Below are 18,633 nucleotides of genomic sequence, written 5' to 3'. Positions count from 1 at the left end.
GTCTCATTGAACAGACTGGATGAGCCATAGTAGGGCAAGAAGGTTGGCGAGCGATGCACTGGCCGGGCCGAACGTTTTCATCCGATCATCGATCGTGGCACCTATGACCGCATCCCCGGCCTGCACAAGGATCATTATCCAGGCGATGGCTTCAAGCCATTCCGTCGAACCTGTGAAAAATGGCACGGCGCTCGCGACCACCAAAGCCACGCTGCGTGCACAACCGTACAATGCTATCGTGCGGGCGTTGCCGGTTTCGTTCATGGCGGCAGCCAAGGAGAAACCGAGACTGACGACCGCGCTGAGAGCTGTGACTGACGCGCAAACGATGAAGGCTGTGAACATCGCATTCCATGGCTTGTGGCCGCTACACCTTACTCGAATAGCCAGGGCCTGAAATCAAGTCACTCTTTGCCGCTACCAGTTACAACTTGCGCGGTCATATGCAGGGCACGAATGGCTTCGGCTGCCCTCAGAGCTCCTTCTGCGCCAATTCCCTGAATTCGTCGGGCACCGAGCGTGCGGCCTCCAGCGCCACAGTGCCGTAGCCGACCGACTGCTTGCCGAAGCGCTCGCGGATCTTGTCGATGGCGCGGTCGGCACCGAAGCGTGCCAGGCCTTTCAGCGTGCCCGGCCTGTGCTTCTCGTCGGCGAGGCCGAGCGGCAGTTCGAGTTGCAACTCGGCACTTTCCTCGAGATGCGAGACCGAGATCGCCAGCAGCGAGATCGTCTTCTCGTACGGGTGGTCGGCAAGCGCGCCGCGCACCAGGTCGCCGGCGATTTCGGCCAGCATCGTGGTCGCCGAGATCGGCTGGTCGAGCGTGATTGAGCGCGTCACCGCGCTGAGATCGGCAAAGCGCACGCGCACCGTCACCGTGCGGCCGGGCCTAGCCTTGGCGCGCAGCCGACTGGCGACGCGGTCGGCCAGATGCAGCAAAGTGGGCACGATGACCCGCGCAATAGCGGGCTTCTGGCCGAGCGCCGATTGCGCGCCGGCCGAGTGCGCCCGACGCCTGGTCTCCAGTTTGCGCGGGTCGCGGTTCCATGACAGCGCCGACAGCTTTTCGCCAGCGGCGGGACCGAGCAGCCGCGTCAGCGCGCCGCTATGCGTCCTGGCCAACTGGCCGATGGTCTCGATGCCGATTTCGGCCAGCCGCGCCTTTGTCGCCGGGCCGACGCCCCACATCAGGCCGACCGGCAGGTGGTGCAGGAAGGCGATCTCGGTGCCGGGGTCGACCACCACCAGTCCGTCGGGCTTGGCGACCTGCGAGGCGATCTTGGCCAGATGCTTGGTGCGCGCCACGCCGATCGAGATCGGCAGGCCGAGCTCTGCACGGACGCGGCGGCGGATGGTCGTGGCGATCTCTTGCGGGGATCCGAACAGGTGTGTGCAGCCGGCGACATCGGCAAAGGCCTCGTCGATGGAGATGCGCTCGACCACTGGCGTGAAGTCGTCGAGCACTTTGATCGCGGCGTCGCCCAGACGCTGGTAGTCGCTGAAATTGCCACAGACGAAGATCAGCTGCGGGCAGAGCTCGCGCGCCTTGCGCCCCGGCATGCCGCCGCGCACCCCGAAGGCGCGCGCCTCGTAGGAGGCGGCAAGCACGACACCGCCGCCCACCGCAACAGGTTTGCCGCGCAGCGACGGATCGAGCAACTGCTCGACCGAGGCATAGAAGGCGTCGAGATCGGCATGCAGGATGGTGGCTGTCGTTTCCATCCCGACCGCACATCCGCAGTTGCTGATAGACAGGAACATATAGAGAACAAAGCACGCACGACTGTCAAGCAGAATGTCGGCGTCCGGTGCTATCATCCGCGTTCTTCAGCACAAATTGCACAGGTGACGTCGGATCGCGGTTTTCGACAACGTCTTAAAGACAGGCAACGAGACTGTCAGCATACGCCAGAGTGCGGAAGGAGGACGACATGACCAACCACATTATCGCGCCTTACACGGATTGGTTTGAAGCGCACAAAGCGCATCTCGGGAAAGAGAAGGCGTTTACGCGCCAGCGTCAACAACTCGCGGCGGACCGGCGGGCACTGCCGTGGCTTCGGATCGACAAGCCCTACGATTTCGATACGACCCAGGGAAGGAAATCGTTGGCCGATCTCTTCAAGGGCCGCAGCCAGTTGATCATTTATCACTTCATGTTTCCGCCCAATGCGGACTATCGGTGCACCGGCTGTTCATTCCTTTGCGACCACATCGACGCCGCCAACCAGCATCTGATGCATCGCGACGTCTCCCTGGCCGTCTGCTCGCGCGCTCCTCTCGCCGAGCTACTGGACTTCAAGGCGCGGATGAATTGGCAGTTTGACTGGGTGTCGTCTTTCGGAGGCGATTTCAATTTCGACTTCCAAGTATCGTTCACCGAGGACCAGATCAACTCGGGCAAGGTGTTATTCAATTTCGAGGAGGTCGCGATGTCAGGCAGAGATCGTGGTGGTACGACCGTTTTCTACAAAGATGACGATGGGAAGATTTATTGTACGTTCCAGGTGCGGGGCCGTGGTGGCGAGAACCTGATCGGGACATATAGCTATCTCGACCTGACTCCCGTCGGCCGCAATGAAAATGGGCCCTCACATACGCTGGGCGATTGGGTCCGTCTTCACGATGAGTATGATGGTCGCTGATTGTCCTTTTATCGGCGCGAGGGAACGCCTGCCTTGGCAGAGCTTCGGCGATCATATGTTCGCCAGATGCTCCGCGCGCAACGCCGCCTTCATCTGGTCCAGCGCAGCTTCACCGCCGGCCGCCAGAGCCTCGGCGATCCGGGCGAGCTTGTCGTCGGCCCTGCGGTGCTTGCTGCCCCAGGCGCCGAGCGTCGCCAGCACGGGCAGCAGGTCGATGCCTGCCTCGGTCAGCCTGTAGACCGTTTTCAGCCCGTGTGTCGGGTCGTCGCTGCGGATGAGGATGCCTTCGTCCTGCAGAGTCTGCAGCCGCTCGGCCAGCGTGCGCGAGGAGATGCCTTCGTCTGACTGCAGGAATTCCCGAAAATGCTTTTTTCCAGCGAAGATCAGGTCGCGGATGATGAGCAGCGTCCAGCGGTCGCCGAGCAGTTCGAGCGACAGGTTGATCGGACAGCCGGACTTTCCCTTGGTCGACATCTCTATGGTTCCATTTTTAAATCAATTTACTATTGACATCGTTCTCCGCCGTGCGTCAAATGGTTCCAGAAGTAAAGCATTCGTCAGCGTCGGACAAACCGAGGAGAATGACCATGAAAAGACTGATCCTGCAGATGCAGATGTCGGTCGACGGCTTTGTCGGCGCCAACGAGGATCATCACTGGCAGCTCTGGGAATGGGGCGACGACAGCGCCTGGGACGACGAGCTGAAGCGGGACTTCAACGCCGCTTTCGCCGGCGTCGACACCATCCTGCTCAGCCGCAAGATGGCCGAGGAGGGGTACCTGACCCATTGGGGCAATGCGGCGAAGAAGTTTCCACGCGATCCGTTCTACGCCTTTGCGCAGCGCATCGTCGAAGCACGAAAGGTGGTGCTGAGCGACAAGCTCAAAGCCTCGCGATGGGAGCGCACGACTGCTGCCAGTGGCGACCTGCCGCGCGAGGTCAAGGCGCTGAAGGCGGGCGAGGGCGGCAACATGGCCGTCTTCGGAGGCGCCGGTTTCGCTTCCGCCCTGATCGCGGCCGGGCTGGTCGACGAGTTCCAGCTGTTCGTCAACCCGGCGGTGCTGGGCGCGGGACCGCGGATCTTCGACCAGGGCGGGTTCGAGACCCTGCGGCTGCTCGGCTCGAAAGCCTATGCCTGCGGGATGGTGGTCAACCGCTACGCGCCGGTGGCATGATCCGAGGCATGGTGGAGGCATCTCGCCGATAAAAAGATGTTTGGGCGGAATCCTTTGCCCGCGTCTCTTCGTCTTCAACGTGCGGTCGCTAGAGGGCGGGCGCATCAATCCTGAACGGAGAGACAAGACCATGATCCTGGTGACAGGCGCCACGGGCCTTAACGGCAAGGCCATCGTGCGCGAGTTCGCTCGGCAGAAGCATCAGATGAGGGCGCTGGTGCGGGACCCGGCCCGTGCCTCGGCGGCGGGGCTCGACGGGCTTGCCGGGATACAACTGGTCGAGGGCGACATGCGCCGGCCTGAAACGCTGGGCGCTGCACTCGACGGCATCGACCGCTTGCTGATGATTTCGACCGCCGCCGAGGACATGACGGAAACGCAGTGCCGCTTCATCGACGCCTGCAAGCAGGCCGGTGTTGCCCATGTGGTGAAGTTTTCCGGCGCGGAATCCAACGTCGGTTATGACGCGACGAAATTCCGCTTCACGCGCATGCATGAGGAGATCGAGCGCTATCTGGAGGGGGCAGGCATGGCGTGGACGCATCTGCGCCCCAGCCAGTTCATGCAGGTCTATCTGCGCGACGCGCCAACCATTGCCGCCGAGGGCGTCTTCCGTCTCGCACTCGGCGACACCGAACTGTCGCCGGTCGATGTCGAGGACATCGCCAAGGTCGCCTTCCGGCTGCTGCGCGACGGCGGCCATGCGGGCGAGAGCCTCGACATGACCGGGCCCGAGGCGCTGACGATGCGCGATGTCGCGGCGCGGATCTCGCAAGCGATCGGCAAGCCGGTTCGCTATGTCAATGTGAGCCTTGAGGTGCGGCGGCGCAATCTGCTGGCCGGCGGCATTCCAGGCGGTTTTGCGGATGCGCTGGACGAGCAACTGGCCGAGCGGCTACGGCGGCCGAAATCGCGGGTGTATCTGGCGACGCATGAGATGTTCGGCGTGCGGGCAACGCCGTTCGTCGAATTCGCCCGACGTCATGCCGCAATGTTTGGCGGCGAGCACTAGCCGCGCTCGCGCAAAAAACATCCGCGGCCACGTATCCTTTCCGACCGCTCGTTCGTCCTAGGCTTCGAAGGTCGCGCGGCCCGCGATCCGCAACCCCGGGAGACCATCATGGCGAGCATACAGAGCGAGGCAAACAGGAACCACTACGCGGCGCTGGCTGCCAATGCAGACAAACTGACGAGCCCGCAAGCGATCATCGACTACAACGACACGCATTGGACGGCGCTGACCGGCGAACCCGGCGGCGTCGACTATATCGAGGTCGATGCCGGCGGCGTGCCGGCGATGTGGATCGTGCCGAAGGGCGCCGACGAGCAGCGGGTGCTGTTCTACGCGCATGGCGGCGGCTTCATCGGCGGCTCGATCTACACGCACCGTAAGCTGGTCGGGCATCTGGCCAAGGCCGTCGGCTGCCGGGCGTTGCTCTACGGCTATCCGCTGGCGCATCAGGCGAAGCATCCGGTCCAGCTCAATGCGGCGATGAGCGCCTGGAACTGGCTCACCGACCGCACCGGGCAAGGCTTCGACACCAGGCACATCGCGCTTGCCGGCGATTCCTGCGGCGCGGTGCTGACCTATGGCGTCCTGCAGCGCCTTCGTGAGGAGGGCCGGCCATTGCCTGCCGCGACGCTGATTATCTCCGGCTGGTTCGACATGGCGCTGACCGGTGCCAGCTATGAGACCAACCGCGACAAGGACCCGGCTTTCGCCAAGGCTGCCGTCGACTGGCTGGCGACGAACTTCATCGGCGATGGCGACCGGCTCGATCCGGAGGTCAGTGCGCTCTATGCCGACCTCAGCGGATTTCCGCCTGTCTTCCTGCAGGCCGGCGGGGATGAGACGCTGGTCGACGAAAGCCGCATGTTCGCCGACCGCGCCAGGCTCGCCGGCGTCGAGACGCGGCTCGACGTCTTTGACGGCATGCTGCATTCCTTCCAGATGATGGCCGGCAAGGCGCCGGAAGCCGACGACGCGATCGGCCGGCTCGCCGCCTGGGTGCGGCCGAGACTTGGGCTGCCGGACATCAGCAACAGCGACAAGGCTGCCTGATTGTGCGCCGGTTGATCGTGTCGAGCTTCGTGTCGCTGGATGGTGTCATCGAAGCACCGATGGCGTGGGCATCGCCCTTCTTCGACGAGCGGAACCAGGCGCACGCCTTGCAGGCGTTGTCCGGCGTCGACTTATTCCTGGTCGGCCGCGTCACCTACGAGATGTTTTCGGCGCGCTGGTCTGACATCAAGGGTCCCTATATGGACCGTATCAACGGCATGAAGAAGCTGGTCGCCTCGACGACACTGAAGACGGCAGGATGGAATGCCAGCGTGCTCGAAGGCGACGCCGCTGAAGCGCTTGCCGCGATCAAGCGGCAGCCGGGCGGCGATATCCTGAAATATGGGGTGTCGCAGCTCGACCGCACGCTGCTTTCCGCCGGGCTGGTCGACGAGTATCATCTGTCGATCGTGCCGACGCGGGTCGGACACGGCAAGCGCGCCTTCGACGATGTCGGTTCCATCAAGCTCGACCTCGTCAGCACGCATCGTTTTGACAATGGCGTGGTGACCCTGACCTATGTGCCGCGATGAACCAGCATATCCGAAAATCTCGTGACACGGCGCAAGGGATACGGCCGCGGCTTGATGCCGAAGGCCTGTTCGACCTGCGCTATGCAGCGTTCCTGGAGACGGTTTCGCATCTGCGCGTCAAGCTGCACCGGTACTGCGCGCGCATGACCGGCTCGGTCCTCGATGGCGAGGACATCATGCAGGAGGCGCTGTTCGAGGCCTATCGCAAGATCGAGTTGCTCGACGATGCGCAGGCGCTGCGGCCCTGGCTGTTCCGCATCGCCCACAACCGCTGCATCGACTTCATCAGGAGCCGCCGCGCCCGGCAGCGAGCCGAGGCCGGCTATGCCGGCGACGAGATCGTGCTGCCTGTCGAGCCGGCCGGTCCCGGCGCCGGCCGTGCCATCGAGCGGTTGGTCGTGCATCTGCCACCGAAGGAACGCGCCTGCGTGCTGCTCAAGGATGTCTTCGACCATTCGCTTGAGGAGATCGCCGATCTGGTCGGCTCGACGTCAGGCGGCGTCAAGTCGGCGCTCAACCGCGGCCGGGCCAAGCTCGCCGTCTTGCCGGTGCAACCGGTGGCGGTACCGGCACACGATGCCGAGCTGGCGCGGCTGCTCGACCGGTATGTCGAATTGTTCAACAAGCGAGACTGGGACGGGGTGCGGGCGCTGGCCAGCGCCGATGCCCGTTTGCGCGTTTCGGATTGCTACAACGGCTTGCTCTCCAGTTCGCCCTATTTCGCCGAATTTGAGCGCAGCGAGCTGCCCTGGCGCATACGGCCAGGCGCGTTCGAAGGGGAGAACGTTCTGGTCGTCGACAGGCTGCATGGCCAGGCCTGGCGGCCGGCGTATCTGGTGCGGATCCATGCCGACGGCGGTGTGATCGACCGTATCAGCGACTACTATGCGTGTCCCTGGATCATGGATATGGCATCCGCCGACGCCGGATGAAGTGCCTTCCCTTCTCCCACAACAAGGGGAGAAGGGAAGTCGGCCTCACTTGGCGTCGTGAAAAATAATGCCGACCGTGTGGCGCATGCCTGAGCGCAGGCGGCTGACGCCGTGGCGCAAATTGACGCGGTAGTTGCCCTTGGTTCCCTGCACCGGCCGGTTGTGGACGGCGAAGGCGACCGCGTCGCCCTGGCGCAAGGGCACCACTTCGACCCGGCTCTGCATGCGCGGCCGCTGTTCGGTCAGCGCGAACTCACCGCCGGTGAAATCCTTGCCTGGCTCGGAAAGCAGGATCGCCACCTGCAGCGGGAAGGCGAGATCGCCATAGAGGTCCTGGTGCAGGCAGTTGAAGTCGCCGGGCACATATTGCAGCAGCAGCGGCGTCGGCCGCGTCTGGCCCGCCTGGTGGCACTGCTCCAGAAACTCGGCATGCGTCGCGGGATAGCGCATGGCTTGCCCCATGCGCTCGTTCCACTGGTTGGCGACGTCGGCCAGCCGGGGATAGAGCGCGCTGCGCAAGCCGCCCAACAGGTCGGGCAAGGGATAGCGGAAATAGCGGTACTCGCCCTTGCCGAAGCCGTGCCTGGCCATATGGATGTGGCTGCGGAAATGCTGTTCATGGGGATAGAGGCCGGCGATCTGCCGGCACTCGTCGGGTGAGAGCAGCTTTTCGATCACAGCGCAGCCGAAGCCGTTAAGCTCGGCGGCAAGGGCTGGCCAGTCGTAAGCGGCGATGCGCACCTCAGTGGCTTCGACCACGGATGTGGCAACCTTGGCGTGGGCGTTCATAGCGCGACCTCCTTGTCGAGCAGGACGCGCTTGCGCTCGACGCCCCAGCGGTAGCCGGCCAGCGTGCCGTCGGCGCGGACAACGCGGTGGCAGGGAATGCCGAGCGCGATGGGGTTGGCGGCACAGGCCGTCGCCACGGCGCGGGCACCGTTCGGCTGGCCGAGGCGCCGGGCAAGGCTGGTGTAAGTGATGGTGGCGCCGCACGGGATAGAGCGCAGCACGTCCCACACCCTCTGCTGGAATGGCGTGCCGTGGCGCATGTCGAGCGGCAGGTCGAGACCGGCGCTGGGCGCTTCGATGAAGCGCGCTATCGCCGCGAGATCGTCGCGCAAGGCGTTTTCGTCTTCGACCAGCATCTTGCCGGGGAAGCGATTGCCAAGGTCCTGCTCCAGCGCATCGGCATCCGGGCCGATCAGGATGGCGCAGACGCCGAAGGCGCTGCGCGCCGCCAGGATGTTGCCGATCGCGGATTCGCCGATGGCATAGGCGATGGTGTCGAGGGCGTTGTGGACGCCCGCCGTCGGTGCGTTCATTCGAGTTTGCATGAGGTTCATTGCCTGCACTCCTTTGTCTGTGACTGAACCCTACAGAGACGGCGTCCGGTCCTCACTCCGGTGCTTGCTTTCAAATTCAAATCGCAGAATCCGGGCCGTTCACACTTTCGTCACGCGAGGCGGGTGACGGAGATTTCACCGAGCAGGAACACTTCGCCGGTCAGGAGCCGCAGCTCGATCTCGCCGGTCGCGGTCAGGTTCCACTCGGCTTTGCCATTATCGACCATCTGGCCAATGACGGTCATCACCAGTGATTTCGCGTCCTGGGTGCGTGGGTTGGCGGCAGCGCTGTTGCGGGTCTTCGCATCGGTGGTGGGAGACCTTGCCATCGCGCGCATTGCCGCCGGGTCCTCCCGCCGTCAGGCCCTTGAAGACCGGTATGCGGCGATGTCGGGTGCCTTCACACAGCCCGATCCGCCGGACGACGCCTCGCGGTCGAGCAGCGCGCGTTTGCGCTCCGCTCCCCAGGCGTAGCCCGACAAGACACCGTCCTTGCGGATCACGCGGTGGCAGGGAATGGCAACGGCGAGCGTGTTGGCGGCGCAGGCGGCGGCGATGGCGCGGGTCGCCTTTGGCGCACCGATGCGCTCCGCGATCTCGGCATAGGAAACCGTGCTGCCGACCGGGATATCCTGCAAGGCCTGCCAGACGCGCTGCTGGAACGCGGTGCCACGCACGTCGAGCGGCAGGTCGAGGCCGAGCGCTGGCACTTCGACGAAGCCGACGACGCGGGCGACAAGCGCCTCGTAGTCGCGGTCGCCGCCGATCAGTCGAGCCCTGGGGAAACGGTCCTGCAGGTTGCGCACCAGCGCATCGGGATCGTCGCCGAGCAGGATCGAAGCGACGCCCTTTTTGCTCGATGCGACCAGGATGACGCCGAGCGAGGATTCGCCGACGGCAAAGCGGATTTCTTCATGCGTGCCGCCGGCGCGATAACGCGTTGGTGTCATGCCGAGCATGCCGGTCGATTTCTCGTAGAAACGTCCACTGGAATTGAAGCCGGCATCGTAGATCGCCGATGTTACGCTGGCGCCGTCCTCAAGGCCCTGGCGGATGCGGGCGGCGCGCTGCGCGGCGGCATAGTCCTTCGGCGTCAGCCCGGTGACGGCCTTGAAGACGCGGTGGAAATGGCCGGGGCTGCGCCCGGCGGCAGCCGCCAGTGCGGCGAGCGACGGTTCTTCCACGCTCCGATCGATCCTGCGGCAGGCATCGGCGACCATCGCGGCGTTGCCGGCCTCCAGCGACGGGCCGTCCGGATTGCAGCGCCGGCACGGACGAAAGCCGGTCGCCTTCGCCTGATCCAGCGTGTCGTGCAATTGCACGTTCTTCGGGTTGGCGCGCCGTGACGGGCAGGAGGGCCGGCAATAGACGCCGGTGGTCGCCACCGAATACCAGAATTCTCCGTCAGCCGATTTGTCGCGCGAAACGATGCGCGCCCAGCGCGGATCGTCGGCAACCGGCAGCGGCGTGGATTTCAGATTCTTGGCCAGGGTGATGAACATGGCCGGCATTGAAACCGCCAAAAGCCGGCCTCGCCACCCGTTTCCTGCCAAGCGCCGCCGATCGCCGTCGCCCGAGCCCTTGTTCCTATGCCGCTCGCTTGGGTTCGATCGCAAACGGGCTGAGACCCAACCAGGTCTGCATTTTCCTCGCGATGTGCTGGTCGCCGGTCAACGCGACCTTTGCCCCGGCCTTCTCGACCGTGATCAACCCCATCCAGATCGCCGTCATCGTGTGCAGGTCGGTCGAGACGTAGAGATCGACGTCAAAGCCCGGATCGTACCAGCACAAATCGACCTCGCCGTGCTTTTCGACGATCAGCCACCACGACCGTTTGGACGCCGGTAGCTCCTGATACAGAAATTGTATCACCGTGCGCCCCTCGGGCAGCGGCGAGGGGTTCAAATTGCGCCGCATGTCCCACATCAGCAACGACGGATCGAGGTTTTTCAGCGACAGCCGGGACTCGACCCATTTCTGTCCCCAGAAGCCCATCGCCTCGACGACCGGGCGCAAATCCCTGCCGGCTTCCGTCAGCCGATATTCGAAGATGCCTTTCTCGCCCGGCACTTCCTTGCGCTTGATGATCCCCGCCAGTTCGAGCTCCTTGAGCCGTTGCGACAGAAGGGTCGGCGACATTTTCGGCACGCCGCGGCGCAGGTCGTTGAAGCGGGTCGAGCCTGCCACAAGTTCGCGCAGCAGAACCATGGTCCAGCGGGTGCACAACACCTCGGCTGCCATCGATAGCGGGCAGAACTGCTTGTATCCGTGCTGGGTCATGACTGGTGCCTCTCCCTCGAACCTGGGCTGAATATTAGGCCCTCATGAATGAAGCGGCCAGTACGGAAACTGTACCACCCCAGTACAGATCGCGGACTGGTTGGCGGGCGCCCTGCCATGCGAGCTCTTGGCCGGTGCACGGGATAGCCCCTTGCGCCGCAACCAGGAGACTACCCATGACCGCCTATATTATCGCAGACATCAAGGTGAAGGACCCGCAGTGGATGCCGTCCTATGCCGCCTCGGTGCACGACCTCGTCCACAAGCATGGCGGCAGATACCTGTCGCGCAGCGGCAATGTGAAGACGCTTGAAGGCAAGCCGCTCGACACCACGCTGATCGCCCTGATGGCGTTCCCATCGGAAGCGGCGGCGCGCGCCTTCACCAACGACCCGGCCTATGCGCCCTTCGTCTCGGCCCGTCAGGATGGCAGCGACAGCCGCTTCCAGATGATCGACAACACCGATCTGGCCGGAACGATCCCGTATCTGCCGAAAGGATGACCCTTCCCGGCAGTCGTCACATCGATTTCGGGATCTCCAAGCAACAACAACCACAGCGCTTGCGTGTCGGGCCTCCGTATTTTCGGCGGCCGGCCAGCTGTGCTTTTTCAAGAAGATTGGAATGAACATGATATCGAACTTCCGCAACAGGGTTCTCATGGCGGGGGCCATGCTGGCCGTCTGCACTGCGTTCGCGCAGGCCCATCAGGAAGCGTCTGCGTCCGGACCCAATCCGCTGGCCGACAAGGTACGGGCTGTCAACAGTCGGTTTGTCGACGTCAAGGCCGCGACGGCCGAGGGCTATGCGCCCATCCCCTGCGCCAGCGGCATCACCGGCGGCGCAATGGGCATCCACTACGTCAACGGCCAGTATCTGAAGGACGACAAGATCGACATCGCCCGTCCCGAAGCCGTGATGTACGAGCCGATGGCCGACGGCACGCTGAAGCTGGTGGCCGTCGAATACATCACCTCGAAGGGGCCGGCGTCGCTGGACGGACAGCTGTTCAACTTCAACAGCGCGCCCAACCGCTACGGCCTGGGCGCGTTCTACGAACTGCATGTCTGGGCGTGGAAGGGCAACCCGACAGGCACCTTCGCCGACATGAACCCGAAAGTGTCATGCGAACACGCGATGCCGCCGAGCCAGTAGCCGGCAAGGCCAGGCGGCGCCAATGCCGCCTGGCCATTTTTGGACGCGGTTGCGTGAGTGCTTCAGGCGGCCTTGACCAGGCCGAGCTGGGTGAGGGCGGCGACACCGTCGTCGAGGCCGATCTCCTCGACGATCCTGCCGTCGACCACTCTCAGCACGGTGGTGCCCGTGAAGCGCATGCTGCGGCCGGTGGCGGCAGGCAGGGAACCGACGAGGAAATCGCTGAAAGCCGGGCCGGTATGCGTGCCGCCGCCCTCCCACTGGCCGACGACATAGTCGCCTTCGGCGATGAGCTCGGCGGTGCCCCAGAAGTTGAGGTCGGGGAAGGCGGCGCGGAAATCGGTCATGAAGGCCTTGATGTCGTCGCGGCCGCGGCGCGGCTCATGCAGCGAGTATTTCAGCAGCATGTCGGGTGCGGCGATGTCGTCGACGACAGATAGATCGCAGGTTTCACCCCAGAAGTCGGTGAACCATCTGACGACGACGGCCTTGTTGTCTTCCTGTTTGGTCATTGGGAGGTCCTCTTTGCCTTTTCCTTGGAGATCACCGTTTTCACTGGTGACCTGGGGCAAACACTAGGACGATCCGGCGGGCGCAAAACTCCGGTTCTTGCCGGCCAATCGAATGGCGGGGAGGTGCCGGCAACGCTCATGCCAGCTAGCAACGCAGGATTGCCGCTCTGGGCAGTCTTCCTTCGGTAACTGTTTCTTCTCTGGTTTTGCTGCAGATTGCCCCGCGGGTGGGGATGAGCGAAACAGACGATGGCGCGTCAGGACAAGAAAACTCGCAATGGAACGTTCTGGGCCAAGGCCCTGGAACGCGCCCATCTTGGCGTCTGGGACTGGGATCTTGCGACCGGTGACTGCTTCTATTCCGCGACCTGGGCGCGGATGCTGGGCTATGATGAAAGCGAACTTGCCAACACCAGCGACCTGTGGCTGCAACTGACCCATCCCGACGATCGCGAGCGGGCGCTGGCCAGCGGCGACCGCCACATTGCCGGCCAGACCGATGCCATCGAGACCGAACTCAGGCTGAAGCACAAGCAGGGCCACTGGGTGTGGGTGCTCGATCGCGGCGGCATCGTCGAGCGCGACGCGTCCGGAAAGCCGCTGCGGCTGATGGGCGTGCAGACCGACATCACCAAGCAGAAGGCGGCCGAAGCCGAGCTCGAAAAGGTCAATGTGCGCTTCCGCCTGGCGCTCGCCGCCAGCGGCACCGGCATCTGGCACTACGACATCGCCACCAACAAGAGCTATTGGGACACCCGCACCAGGGACATGTTCGGCCTCGTCGCCGACACCGACGAGGTGACGGCCGACCTTTGGCACAGCTATCTGCATCCCGAAGACAAGGAAGCCACCGAGCGTGCGCACCGGGCACCCATGGGAACGGACGCCGTCATCGCCAATCAATACCGCATCATCAGGCGCGACGGCGAGATCCGCCACATCGAATCGCTGGTCCGCTTCGTCGCTGCCGCGGGTGCCGCCGGCCAGATCCTCGGCACGGTGCGCGACATCACCGAGGAAAAGCTGCGCGAGCAGGAGCTCGCCTACGCGGCCCGGCATGATGCGCTGACCGGCCTGTGGAACCGCTCCGCCTTCGACCGGCTGCTCGCCGACCATATCGCGGCGGGTGCGCCGCTCGCCGTGTTCTATGTCGATCTCGACTACTTCAAGGCGCTCAACGATTTTGCCGGCCATGCCGCCGGCGACCTGGCATTGAAGAGCGTCGCCGCCGGCATCCGCGCTTGTCTGCCGCCATCGGCGCAAGCGGCGCGGCTGGGTGGCGACGAATTCGCGCTGGTGGTGCCGCATTGCAATGCCGCGCAGGCCGAGCGGATCGCCACTGCGGTGCTTGGCGCGGTGCGCGAAGCCGATCTCGGCCCGGCCGCATCGACGCGCAAGCTGGCGGCCTCGATCGGTATCGCCTTCGTCGATGACGCCGGTACCACGGTGGCCGACGCGCTGGCGTGCGCCGACGATGCCTGCTACGCGGCCAAGGCTGCCGGGCGAAACCGTTTCGCGGTGTTCTCCGTTAAGACGGCATCGGGGTCGGGCGGGCTGAATGCGGCGCGGATCGCCGCCGACACCGTCGATGCCATGGAAGACGGACGGCTGAAACTGTTTGGCCAGGAAATCCATCTGCTGGGCAGGCCGTGGCAAGAGAGCCGCCATGTCGAAGTGTTGGCGAGGCTTGCCGCGCGCAATGGCCGCCTGGTGCCACCCGGCGAGTTCATTCCGGTGGCCGAGCGGTTCGGCATCGCTTCCAGGCTCGACCGCTGGATCATCCGCACCGCGCTGTCGCGGCACGGCGCGGCCTTGCGCTCGGGCGCGCTGACGCTCGGCTTCAACCTGTCGGCGCAGACGTTGAGCGATCCGCAATTGTGGGCGTTCGTCGACAGCGTCATCGAGGAGACCGGGGCGCCGCATTCGGGCATCGGCTTCGAGATTACCGAGACCGCCGCGGTCACGAATTTCGACGCCGCGGAACAATTCGTGCGCAAGGCGCGCGAGCGGCACTGCCGGGTCAGCCTCGACGATTTCGGCGCCGGCATGAGTTCGTTCGAATATCTCAGGCGGTTCCCCGTCGACACGATCAAGATCGACGGTTCCTTCATCGAACACATCACGCAAAGCCGCTTCGACCGCGAGATCGTGCTGGCTATCACCAGCATTGCCCGCAGCCTGGGCTGCGCTGTGGTGGGCGAGAAGATCGAACGGCAGGACACGATGACGATGCTGAGCGACATGGGCGTCGCCTTCGGCCAGGGCTTCTTGCTGCACCGGCCGGAACCGCTGGAGGCGATTGTTTCGCGCGCGACCGAAGTGGTGCCAGCCCGAAAGGCATCGTGATCCAGGTATGTTGAGATTCAGGTGTGTTGAGATTCAGGCCGGGCCAGCCGGCCTGAGTCTCAAAACATCTTAGGCGGTTCGCCGCGCCGTCGATTGCGGAAATTCCAGCACTCCAGCCTCGGATGGCCTGTGCTGTGCCTCTGCCACCGTTTCGATCAACAGATCGAGGGCGTCACATGCCATGCGGCTCGTCTCGTCACTGCCTTGCAGATAGTGATAGGCGCGTTCGAGGTGGATGCGGGCCGCTGAAAAATCACTGGTCAATGGTCTCTCCATGATCCCGCCCTAATGTATTTTGCCGGGCCTGGCGGAATTCGGGGTAAATATCCACAGGCGGCTTTTATTCAAATGCCGTCGAATGTCGCGCGCGTTGTCAGGAGCGAGTCTCCAGCTCTTTGCCGCGTCTTGCTGCGCGACTAGACTGCGACCTCCTAGTCCGAGGTGAGATCGATGATCGTCCAGGCCTGCATCAACGGCGCGCGTCCACGCGATTTCCGCCCCAGGCTGCCGCTCGATGCACAGGCGATGGCCAACGACGCCGCGGCTTGTGTCGCCGCCGGTGCGGCCGAACTGCACATCCATCCGCGCATTGACGAACGCGAAAGCCTGGCGGCGGTCGACGCCACCGTGCTGGCGGTGCGGCGGGCCTGCCCGGGCACGCTCATTGGCGTGTCGACCGGCGCCTGGATCGAGAACGATGTCGAGCGGACCCGCGCCGCGATCGGCGCGTGGAAGGAACTGCCCGACTATGCATCGGTCAATTTGTCGGAGGTCGATGCGCCCGCCGTAATGGAGCTGCTGCGCAATCGTGGCGTCGGCGTCGAGGCGGGGCTTGCCACAACAGCTGACGCCGAGCGCTTCGTCGGTCTTGCCGACCACAGTCGCGTGCTGCGCATCCTGATCGAGATCGACATCCAGGACCTGCCGGCAGCGCTGGACGAGGCGAATGGTATCGCCGCCGTGCTCGAGCGCGCCGGGGTGCGGCGGCCGATCCTGCTGCACGGCGTCGACGCCACGGTATGGCCATTCGTCGCGCTTGCGCATCGCAAGCGCTGGTCGACGCGGGTCGGCCTGGAGGACGGCAAGACGCTCGCCGATGGCAGCGTTGCGAGGGACAATGCGGACATCGTTGCGGCGGCCGTGGCGATTTTTCGGTCCGCGCCTGCGGGCTGAAAGGCGGTATGCCTCAGGCTTGCCCGCGGGCAGCTCCTATCCAGCCGCGTAAAATGTGTTTCTGGATCTTGCCGGACGCGGTGCGCGGCAGCGTATCGGTGAGCAAGAACTCCTTCGGCACCTTGTAGCGGGCGATGCGGGCGCCGCAGTGGCTTGCCAGATCGGCCGGGTCGACAACGCGACCGGGTTTGACCACCACGAAGGCGCGCCCGACTTCGCCCCAGCGCTGGTCGGCGACGCCGATCACTGCCGCTTCGGCAATATCGGGATGATCGAGCAGCGCCATCTCGACTTCGACCGGAAAGACGTTCTCGCCGCCGGAAATGAACATGTCCTTGCGGCGGTCGACGAGGGTGACGAAGCCTTCGTCGTCCTGCCGCGCGATGTCGCCGGTGCGAAACCAGCCATCGGCGGTGAAGGCGCGCGCCGTCTCTTCCGGCCGGTTCCAGTAGCCTGATGTGATGCCGGGGCCGGACAGCCAGATCTCGCCTGGTTCGCCGGCGGCGACGTCGCGGCCATCGTCGTCGACGATGCGCAGGCCGATTGCCGGCGCCGCAAGACCGGCCGAGCCCGCCTTGCGGGCGATCTGGGTGGTCTCGACCGGCATGCCGAGTACGGTGCCGGCTTCCGTCATGCCGAAGCCGTCTACCATGCACACACCTTGCGCCAGCCACCAGTTGATATCGGCGGCGGGGTTTGGCGCGCCGCCGGTGAAGATGGCGGTGAGCGAAGTCCAGTTCGCCGGCGCAAAATCCGGATGGTCGCGCAGCATTCTGGCCATCTGCGGCACACAGAAATAGTGGGTGACGCCAAGTGCGGGATCGGCGAGGCGACGGTTGGTGAGGCCGGCGTCGAAGCCGGGCGAGATCAGCACCGTGCCACCCTGAAGCAGAGGTGGCCGCAGGTTGGTGATGAGGCCGATGACATGGAACATGGGCGCGTCGCAGAGGAAGATGCTGGCGTTGCCGACCCGCCCCAGCACGCCGAAATTGACCGCGGTGGCCAGGGCATTGCGCTCGGTGACGATAACCCCTTTCGGCCGGCCCGACGTGCCGGATGTGTAGAGGATGATCGACGGCGTGGCGTCCGCCGGCAACGGGCGGCGCGCTGCCGGCGCATGCGCCTCGACCGCCGCCGCGAAGGCCGCGACTTCGACCGGCCTGCAGCCTTTGGGGAGCGCCATATCGAGGGCCGAGTCATGCAACAGAAGTAGCGGATCGCAATCCTCAAGGATCGCCTTCTGCTCGGCGCTGGCAAGCCGCCAGTTGAGCGGCACGAAGATGGCGCCGAGCCGCATCGCGGCCTGCTGCAGGATCAAGAGATCGGCGCTGTTGCGGGCTATCGTCGCGATCCGTTGCCCGGCCGCGATGCCATGGCCGGCTTCGAGAACGCCGACGGCACGCTGGATGGCTTCGTCCAGCGCGAAATAGGTCCAGCGCCGGCCGGTCGCCAGGTCGACACAAGCGAGACGATTCGGCTGTGCCCTGGCGTGCAGGGCCACGGGGTCTGATGTCGTCCAGGCCGGCATCTGCATCTCCTCCCCAGGATTGCCTGTGCTTTGCGGGATCACCTTGCCTTGTCGTAGGCGCCGAGACCCGGCTTGTAGCTCTTTTCGTCGATGAACTGGCGGATGCCTTCCTTGCGGCCCTCATTGTCGTGGGAATTGGCCGCCTCCTGCGCCCGCACGAGATAGTCCTCGGCATTGTCGTAGGTCATCTCGGCGACGCGGCGGATGGCGTCCTTGGTCGCCTTCAGGGCAATCGGGTTCTTCTTCAGCAAGAGGGTGGCGACCTCGGTGACACGCGCCTTCAGATCCGCCAGTGGCAGGCTTTCATTGACCAGCTTCCAGGCGGCGGCCTTCCTGCCGTCGATGAGCTCGCCTGTCAGCGCGTGGTACATGGCGTCGCGCATCGACAGGAGGTCGACCACCACCTTGGTGGCGCCGCCGCCAGGCAGGATGCCCCAGTTGATCTCGGACAGGGCGAACTGCGCCTCGTCGGCAGCGAAGGCGAGGTCGCAGGCGAAGAGCGGGCCATAGCCGCCGCCGAAGCACCAGCCATTGACCATGGCGATGGTCGGCTTGCCGTACCAGCGCAGCCGCCGCCACCAGCCATAGGCTTCGGACTGCGCCTTGCGGATGGCGCCCAGGCCCTTGGCTTCGGTCTCGCGAAAATACTCCTTGAGGTCCATGCCCGCCGACCAGGCGCTGCCTTCGCCCGACAGCACCAGCACGCCGACGTCGTCGCGGAATTCCAACTCGTCGAGAACCTCCATCATTCGCCGGTTGAGCGCCGGGTTCATGCAATTGCGTTTGTCCGGACGGTTGAAGCGCACCCAGGCGATGCCGTTCTCGACGTCGAAGGCAACGGTCTCTTCGGTCATGGTCAGGTCCTCCCGTTTCGCTGCTGCATTGGTGAAATTGCTATGCAGCATAGCGATCATATTTGCTATGTCGCATAGTCTTTTTCGCTTGACAAGG

At 64.4% G+C, this 18,633-nt stretch carries 22 protein-coding genes; 10 read left to right on the top strand and 12 right to left on the bottom strand.

Annotated elements, in window-relative coordinates:
* Nucleotides 1-3: 3 nt before the first annotated feature.
* On the bottom strand, nucleotides 4-345 hold the full coding sequence (locus AC0ZT5_RS06765) for a hypothetical protein (protein ID WP_210334021.1): 342 nt from the start codon (nucleotides 343-345) through the stop codon (nucleotides 4-6).
* A 127-nt stretch (nucleotides 346-472) separates the two neighbouring features.
* The gene (gene dinB, locus AC0ZT5_RS06760) at nucleotides 473-1,720 is read right to left on the bottom strand and encodes a DNA polymerase IV (protein ID WP_488495783.1); all 1,248 of its coding nucleotides are present in this window, start codon (nucleotides 1,718-1,720) and stop codon (nucleotides 473-475) included.
* 209 nt (nucleotides 1,721-1,929) lie between these two features.
* On the opposite strand from dinB, the gene AC0ZT5_RS06755 reads away from it, so the two are divergent.
* Nucleotides 1,930-2,643 (top strand): DUF899 domain-containing protein, encoded by a 714-nt coding sequence (locus tag AC0ZT5_RS06755; RefSeq protein WP_488495782.1) that lies wholly within the window; start codon nucleotides 1,930-1,932, stop codon nucleotides 2,641-2,643.
* A 51-nt stretch (nucleotides 2,644-2,694) separates the two neighbouring features.
* Here AC0ZT5_RS06755 and AC0ZT5_RS06750 read toward each other — a convergent pair whose 3' ends face one another.
* Nucleotides 2,695-3,117 carry a winged helix-turn-helix transcriptional regulator gene (locus AC0ZT5_RS06750; RefSeq protein WP_488495781.1) on the bottom strand — a complete coding sequence of 141 codons (423 nt, stop codon included), beginning with the start codon at nucleotides 3,115-3,117 and terminating at the stop codon, nucleotides 2,695-2,697.
* 113 nt (nucleotides 3,118-3,230) lie between these two features.
* Between AC0ZT5_RS06750 and AC0ZT5_RS06745 the strand changes: the two genes are divergently transcribed.
* The 5 genes from AC0ZT5_RS06745 (at nucleotide 3,231) to AC0ZT5_RS06725 (ending at nucleotide 7,345) form a co-directional block, all read left to right on the top strand.
* The gene (locus AC0ZT5_RS06745) at nucleotides 3,231-3,818 is read left to right on the top strand and encodes a dihydrofolate reductase family protein (protein ID WP_488495780.1); all 588 of its coding nucleotides are present in this window, start codon (nucleotides 3,231-3,233) and stop codon (nucleotides 3,816-3,818) included.
* Nucleotides 3,819-3,948: 130 nt separating this feature from the next.
* Nucleotides 3,949-4,830, top strand: coding sequence for an SDR family oxidoreductase (locus tag AC0ZT5_RS06740; RefSeq protein ID WP_488495779.1), 882 nt, complete (start codon nucleotides 3,949-3,951; stop codon nucleotides 4,828-4,830).
* Between the two features lie 108 nt (nucleotides 4,831-4,938).
* Nucleotides 4,939-5,880 carry an alpha/beta hydrolase gene (locus AC0ZT5_RS06735; RefSeq protein ID WP_488495778.1) on the top strand — a complete coding sequence of 314 codons (942 nt, stop codon included), beginning with the start codon at nucleotides 4,939-4,941 and terminating at the stop codon, nucleotides 5,878-5,880.
* Between the two features lie 2 nt (nucleotides 5,881-5,882).
* On the top strand, nucleotides 5,883-6,413 hold the full coding sequence (locus tag AC0ZT5_RS06730) for a dihydrofolate reductase family protein (RefSeq protein ID WP_488495777.1): 531 nt from the start codon (nucleotides 5,883-5,885) through the stop codon (nucleotides 6,411-6,413).
* Nucleotides 6,410-7,345, top strand: coding sequence for a sigma-70 family RNA polymerase sigma factor (locus AC0ZT5_RS06725; protein ID WP_488495776.1), 936 nt, complete (start codon nucleotides 6,410-6,412; stop codon nucleotides 7,343-7,345). Before AC0ZT5_RS06730 ends, AC0ZT5_RS06725 begins: the two co-directional genes overlap by 4 nt.
* Before the next feature lie 45 nt (nucleotides 7,346-7,390).
* Here the strand turns inward: AC0ZT5_RS06725 and AC0ZT5_RS06720 are convergent, their stop codons facing one another.
* From AC0ZT5_RS06720 to AC0ZT5_RS06700, 5 genes are all read right to left on the bottom strand, one after another.
* The gene (locus AC0ZT5_RS06720; RefSeq protein ID WP_488495775.1) at nucleotides 7,391-8,134 is read right to left on the bottom strand and encodes a 2OG-Fe(II) oxygenase; all 744 of its coding nucleotides are present in this window, start codon (nucleotides 8,132-8,134) and stop codon (nucleotides 7,391-7,393) included.
* Complete coding sequence (locus AC0ZT5_RS06715) at nucleotides 8,131-8,688, bottom strand: methylated-DNA--[protein]-cysteine S-methyltransferase (RefSeq protein WP_488495774.1); 558 nt, start codon at nucleotides 8,686-8,688, stop codon at nucleotides 8,131-8,133. Before AC0ZT5_RS06715 ends, AC0ZT5_RS06720 begins: the two co-directional genes overlap by 4 nt.
* 110 nt (nucleotides 8,689-8,798) lie before the next feature.
* Nucleotides 8,799-9,026 carry a hypothetical protein gene (locus AC0ZT5_RS06710; protein ID WP_477290325.1) on the bottom strand — a complete coding sequence of 76 codons (228 nt, stop codon included), beginning with the start codon at nucleotides 9,024-9,026 and terminating at the stop codon, nucleotides 8,799-8,801.
* A 21-nt stretch (nucleotides 9,027-9,047) separates the two neighbouring features.
* A complete protein-coding gene (gene ada / locus AC0ZT5_RS06705; RefSeq protein ID WP_488496098.1) occupies nucleotides 9,048-10,190 on the bottom strand; it encodes a bifunctional DNA-binding transcriptional regulator/O6-methylguanine-DNA methyltransferase Ada in 1,143 nt (380 codons plus the stop codon).
* A gap of 85 nt (nucleotides 10,191-10,275) precedes the next feature.
* The gene (locus AC0ZT5_RS06700) at nucleotides 10,276-10,968 is read right to left on the bottom strand and encodes a winged helix-turn-helix transcriptional regulator (RefSeq protein ID WP_488495773.1); all 693 of its coding nucleotides are present in this window, start codon (nucleotides 10,966-10,968) and stop codon (nucleotides 10,276-10,278) included.
* Between the two features lie 176 nt (nucleotides 10,969-11,144).
* On the opposite strand from AC0ZT5_RS06700, the gene AC0ZT5_RS06695 reads away from it, so the two are divergent.
* A complete protein-coding gene (locus AC0ZT5_RS06695; protein ID WP_095091320.1) occupies nucleotides 11,145-11,471 on the top strand; it encodes a DUF1330 domain-containing protein in 327 nt (108 codons plus the stop codon).
* A 121-nt stretch (nucleotides 11,472-11,592) separates the two neighbouring features.
* A complete protein-coding gene (locus tag AC0ZT5_RS06690; protein WP_488495772.1) occupies nucleotides 11,593-12,123 on the top strand; it encodes a hypothetical protein in 531 nt (176 codons plus the stop codon).
* A 62-nt stretch (nucleotides 12,124-12,185) separates the two neighbouring features.
* Here the strand turns inward: AC0ZT5_RS06690 and AC0ZT5_RS06685 are convergent, their stop codons facing one another.
* Nucleotides 12,186-12,635, bottom strand: coding sequence for an ester cyclase (locus AC0ZT5_RS06685; protein WP_488495771.1), 450 nt, complete (start codon nucleotides 12,633-12,635; stop codon nucleotides 12,186-12,188).
* 249 nt (nucleotides 12,636-12,884) lie between these two features.
* On the opposite strand from AC0ZT5_RS06685, the gene AC0ZT5_RS06680 reads away from it, so the two are divergent.
* Entirely contained in the window at nucleotides 12,885-14,981 is a 2,097-nt protein-coding gene (locus AC0ZT5_RS06680; protein ID WP_488495770.1) for an EAL domain-containing protein, read from the top strand.
* Between the two features lie 69 nt (nucleotides 14,982-15,050).
* On the opposite strand, the gene AC0ZT5_RS06675 is transcribed toward AC0ZT5_RS06680, so the two are convergent.
* A complete protein-coding gene (locus AC0ZT5_RS06675) occupies nucleotides 15,051-15,245 on the bottom strand; it encodes a hypothetical protein (RefSeq protein ID WP_246461984.1) in 195 nt (64 codons plus the stop codon).
* Between the two features lie 186 nt (nucleotides 15,246-15,431).
* Between AC0ZT5_RS06675 and AC0ZT5_RS06670 the strand changes: the two genes are divergently transcribed.
* On the top strand, nucleotides 15,432-16,154 hold the full coding sequence (locus tag AC0ZT5_RS06670; RefSeq protein WP_488495769.1) for a 3-keto-5-aminohexanoate cleavage protein: 723 nt from the start codon (nucleotides 15,432-15,434) through the stop codon (nucleotides 16,152-16,154).
* A 13-nt stretch (nucleotides 16,155-16,167) separates the two neighbouring features.
* Here AC0ZT5_RS06670 and AC0ZT5_RS06665 read toward each other — a convergent pair whose 3' ends face one another.
* Nucleotides 16,168-17,688 carry an AMP-binding protein gene (locus AC0ZT5_RS06665; protein WP_488495768.1) on the bottom strand — a complete coding sequence of 507 codons (1,521 nt, stop codon included), beginning with the start codon at nucleotides 17,686-17,688 and terminating at the stop codon, nucleotides 16,168-16,170.
* Nucleotides 17,689-17,720: 32 nt separating this feature from the next.
* Nucleotides 17,721-18,536, bottom strand: coding sequence for a p-hydroxycinnamoyl CoA hydratase/lyase (locus AC0ZT5_RS06660; RefSeq protein WP_457150680.1), 816 nt, complete (start codon nucleotides 18,534-18,536; stop codon nucleotides 17,721-17,723).
* Between the last annotated feature and the right edge of the window lie 97 nt (nucleotides 18,537-18,633).

This window comes from Mesorhizobium sp. CNPSo 4670 (assembly GCF_057784235.1).
The sequence above is the reverse complement of the archived record's forward strand: the minus strand, read 5'-3'. Positions and strand labels throughout refer to the sequence as shown.

Excerpts from the sequence above, each read along its gene's own strand:
- AC0ZT5_RS06765 (WP_210334021.1), bottom strand. The coding sequence starts at position 345 with ATGTTCACAGCCTTCATCGTTTGCGCGTCAGTCACAGCTCTCAGCGCG.
- dinB (WP_488495783.1), bottom strand. The coding sequence starts at position 1,720 with ATGGAAACGACAGCCACCATCCTGCATGCCGATCTCGACGCCTTCTAT.
- AC0ZT5_RS06755 (WP_488495782.1), top strand. The coding sequence starts at position 1,930 with ATGACCAACCACATTATCGCGCCTTACACGGATTGGTTTGAAGCGCAC.
- AC0ZT5_RS06750 (WP_488495781.1), bottom strand. The coding sequence starts at position 3,117 with ATGTCGACCAAGGGAAAGTCCGGCTGTCCGATCAACCTGTCGCTCGAA.
- AC0ZT5_RS06745 (WP_488495780.1), top strand. The coding sequence starts at position 3,231 with ATGAAAAGACTGATCCTGCAGATGCAGATGTCGGTCGACGGCTTTGTC.
- AC0ZT5_RS06740 (WP_488495779.1), top strand. The coding sequence starts at position 3,949 with ATGATCCTGGTGACAGGCGCCACGGGCCTTAACGGCAAGGCCATCGTG.
- AC0ZT5_RS06735 (WP_488495778.1), top strand. The coding sequence starts at position 4,939 with ATGGCGAGCATACAGAGCGAGGCAAACAGGAACCACTACGCGGCGCTG.
- AC0ZT5_RS06725 (WP_488495776.1), top strand. The coding sequence starts at position 6,410 with ATGAACCAGCATATCCGAAAATCTCGTGACACGGCGCAAGGGATACGG.
- AC0ZT5_RS06720 (WP_488495775.1), bottom strand. The coding sequence starts at position 8,134 with ATGAACGCCCACGCCAAGGTTGCCACATCCGTGGTCGAAGCCACTGAG.
- AC0ZT5_RS06715 (WP_488495774.1), bottom strand. The coding sequence starts at position 8,688 with ATGAACCTCATGCAAACTCGAATGAACGCACCGACGGCGGGCGTCCAC.
- AC0ZT5_RS06710 (WP_477290325.1), bottom strand. The coding sequence starts at position 9,026 with ATGCGCGCGATGGCAAGGTCTCCCACCACCGATGCGAAGACCCGCAAC.
- ada (WP_488496098.1), bottom strand. The coding sequence starts at position 10,190 with ATGTTCATCACCCTGGCCAAGAATCTGAAATCCACGCCGCTGCCGGTT.
- AC0ZT5_RS06700 (WP_488495773.1), bottom strand. The coding sequence starts at position 10,968 with ATGACCCAGCACGGATACAAGCAGTTCTGCCCGCTATCGATGGCAGCC.
- AC0ZT5_RS06695 (WP_095091320.1), top strand. The coding sequence starts at position 11,145 with ATGACCGCCTATATTATCGCAGACATCAAGGTGAAGGACCCGCAGTGG.
- AC0ZT5_RS06690 (WP_488495772.1), top strand. The coding sequence starts at position 11,593 with ATGAACATGATATCGAACTTCCGCAACAGGGTTCTCATGGCGGGGGCC.
- AC0ZT5_RS06685 (WP_488495771.1), bottom strand. The coding sequence starts at position 12,635 with ATGACCAAACAGGAAGACAACAAGGCCGTCGTCGTCAGATGGTTCACC.
- AC0ZT5_RS06680 (WP_488495770.1), top strand. The coding sequence starts at position 12,885 with ATGGCGCGTCAGGACAAGAAAACTCGCAATGGAACGTTCTGGGCCAAG.
- AC0ZT5_RS06670 (WP_488495769.1), top strand. The coding sequence starts at position 15,432 with ATGATCGTCCAGGCCTGCATCAACGGCGCGCGTCCACGCGATTTCCGC.
- AC0ZT5_RS06665 (WP_488495768.1), bottom strand. The coding sequence starts at position 17,688 with ATGCAGATGCCGGCCTGGACGACATCAGACCCCGTGGCCCTGCACGCC.
- AC0ZT5_RS06660 (WP_457150680.1), bottom strand. The coding sequence starts at position 18,536 with ATGACCGAAGAGACCGTTGCCTTCGACGTCGAGAACGGCATCGCCTGG.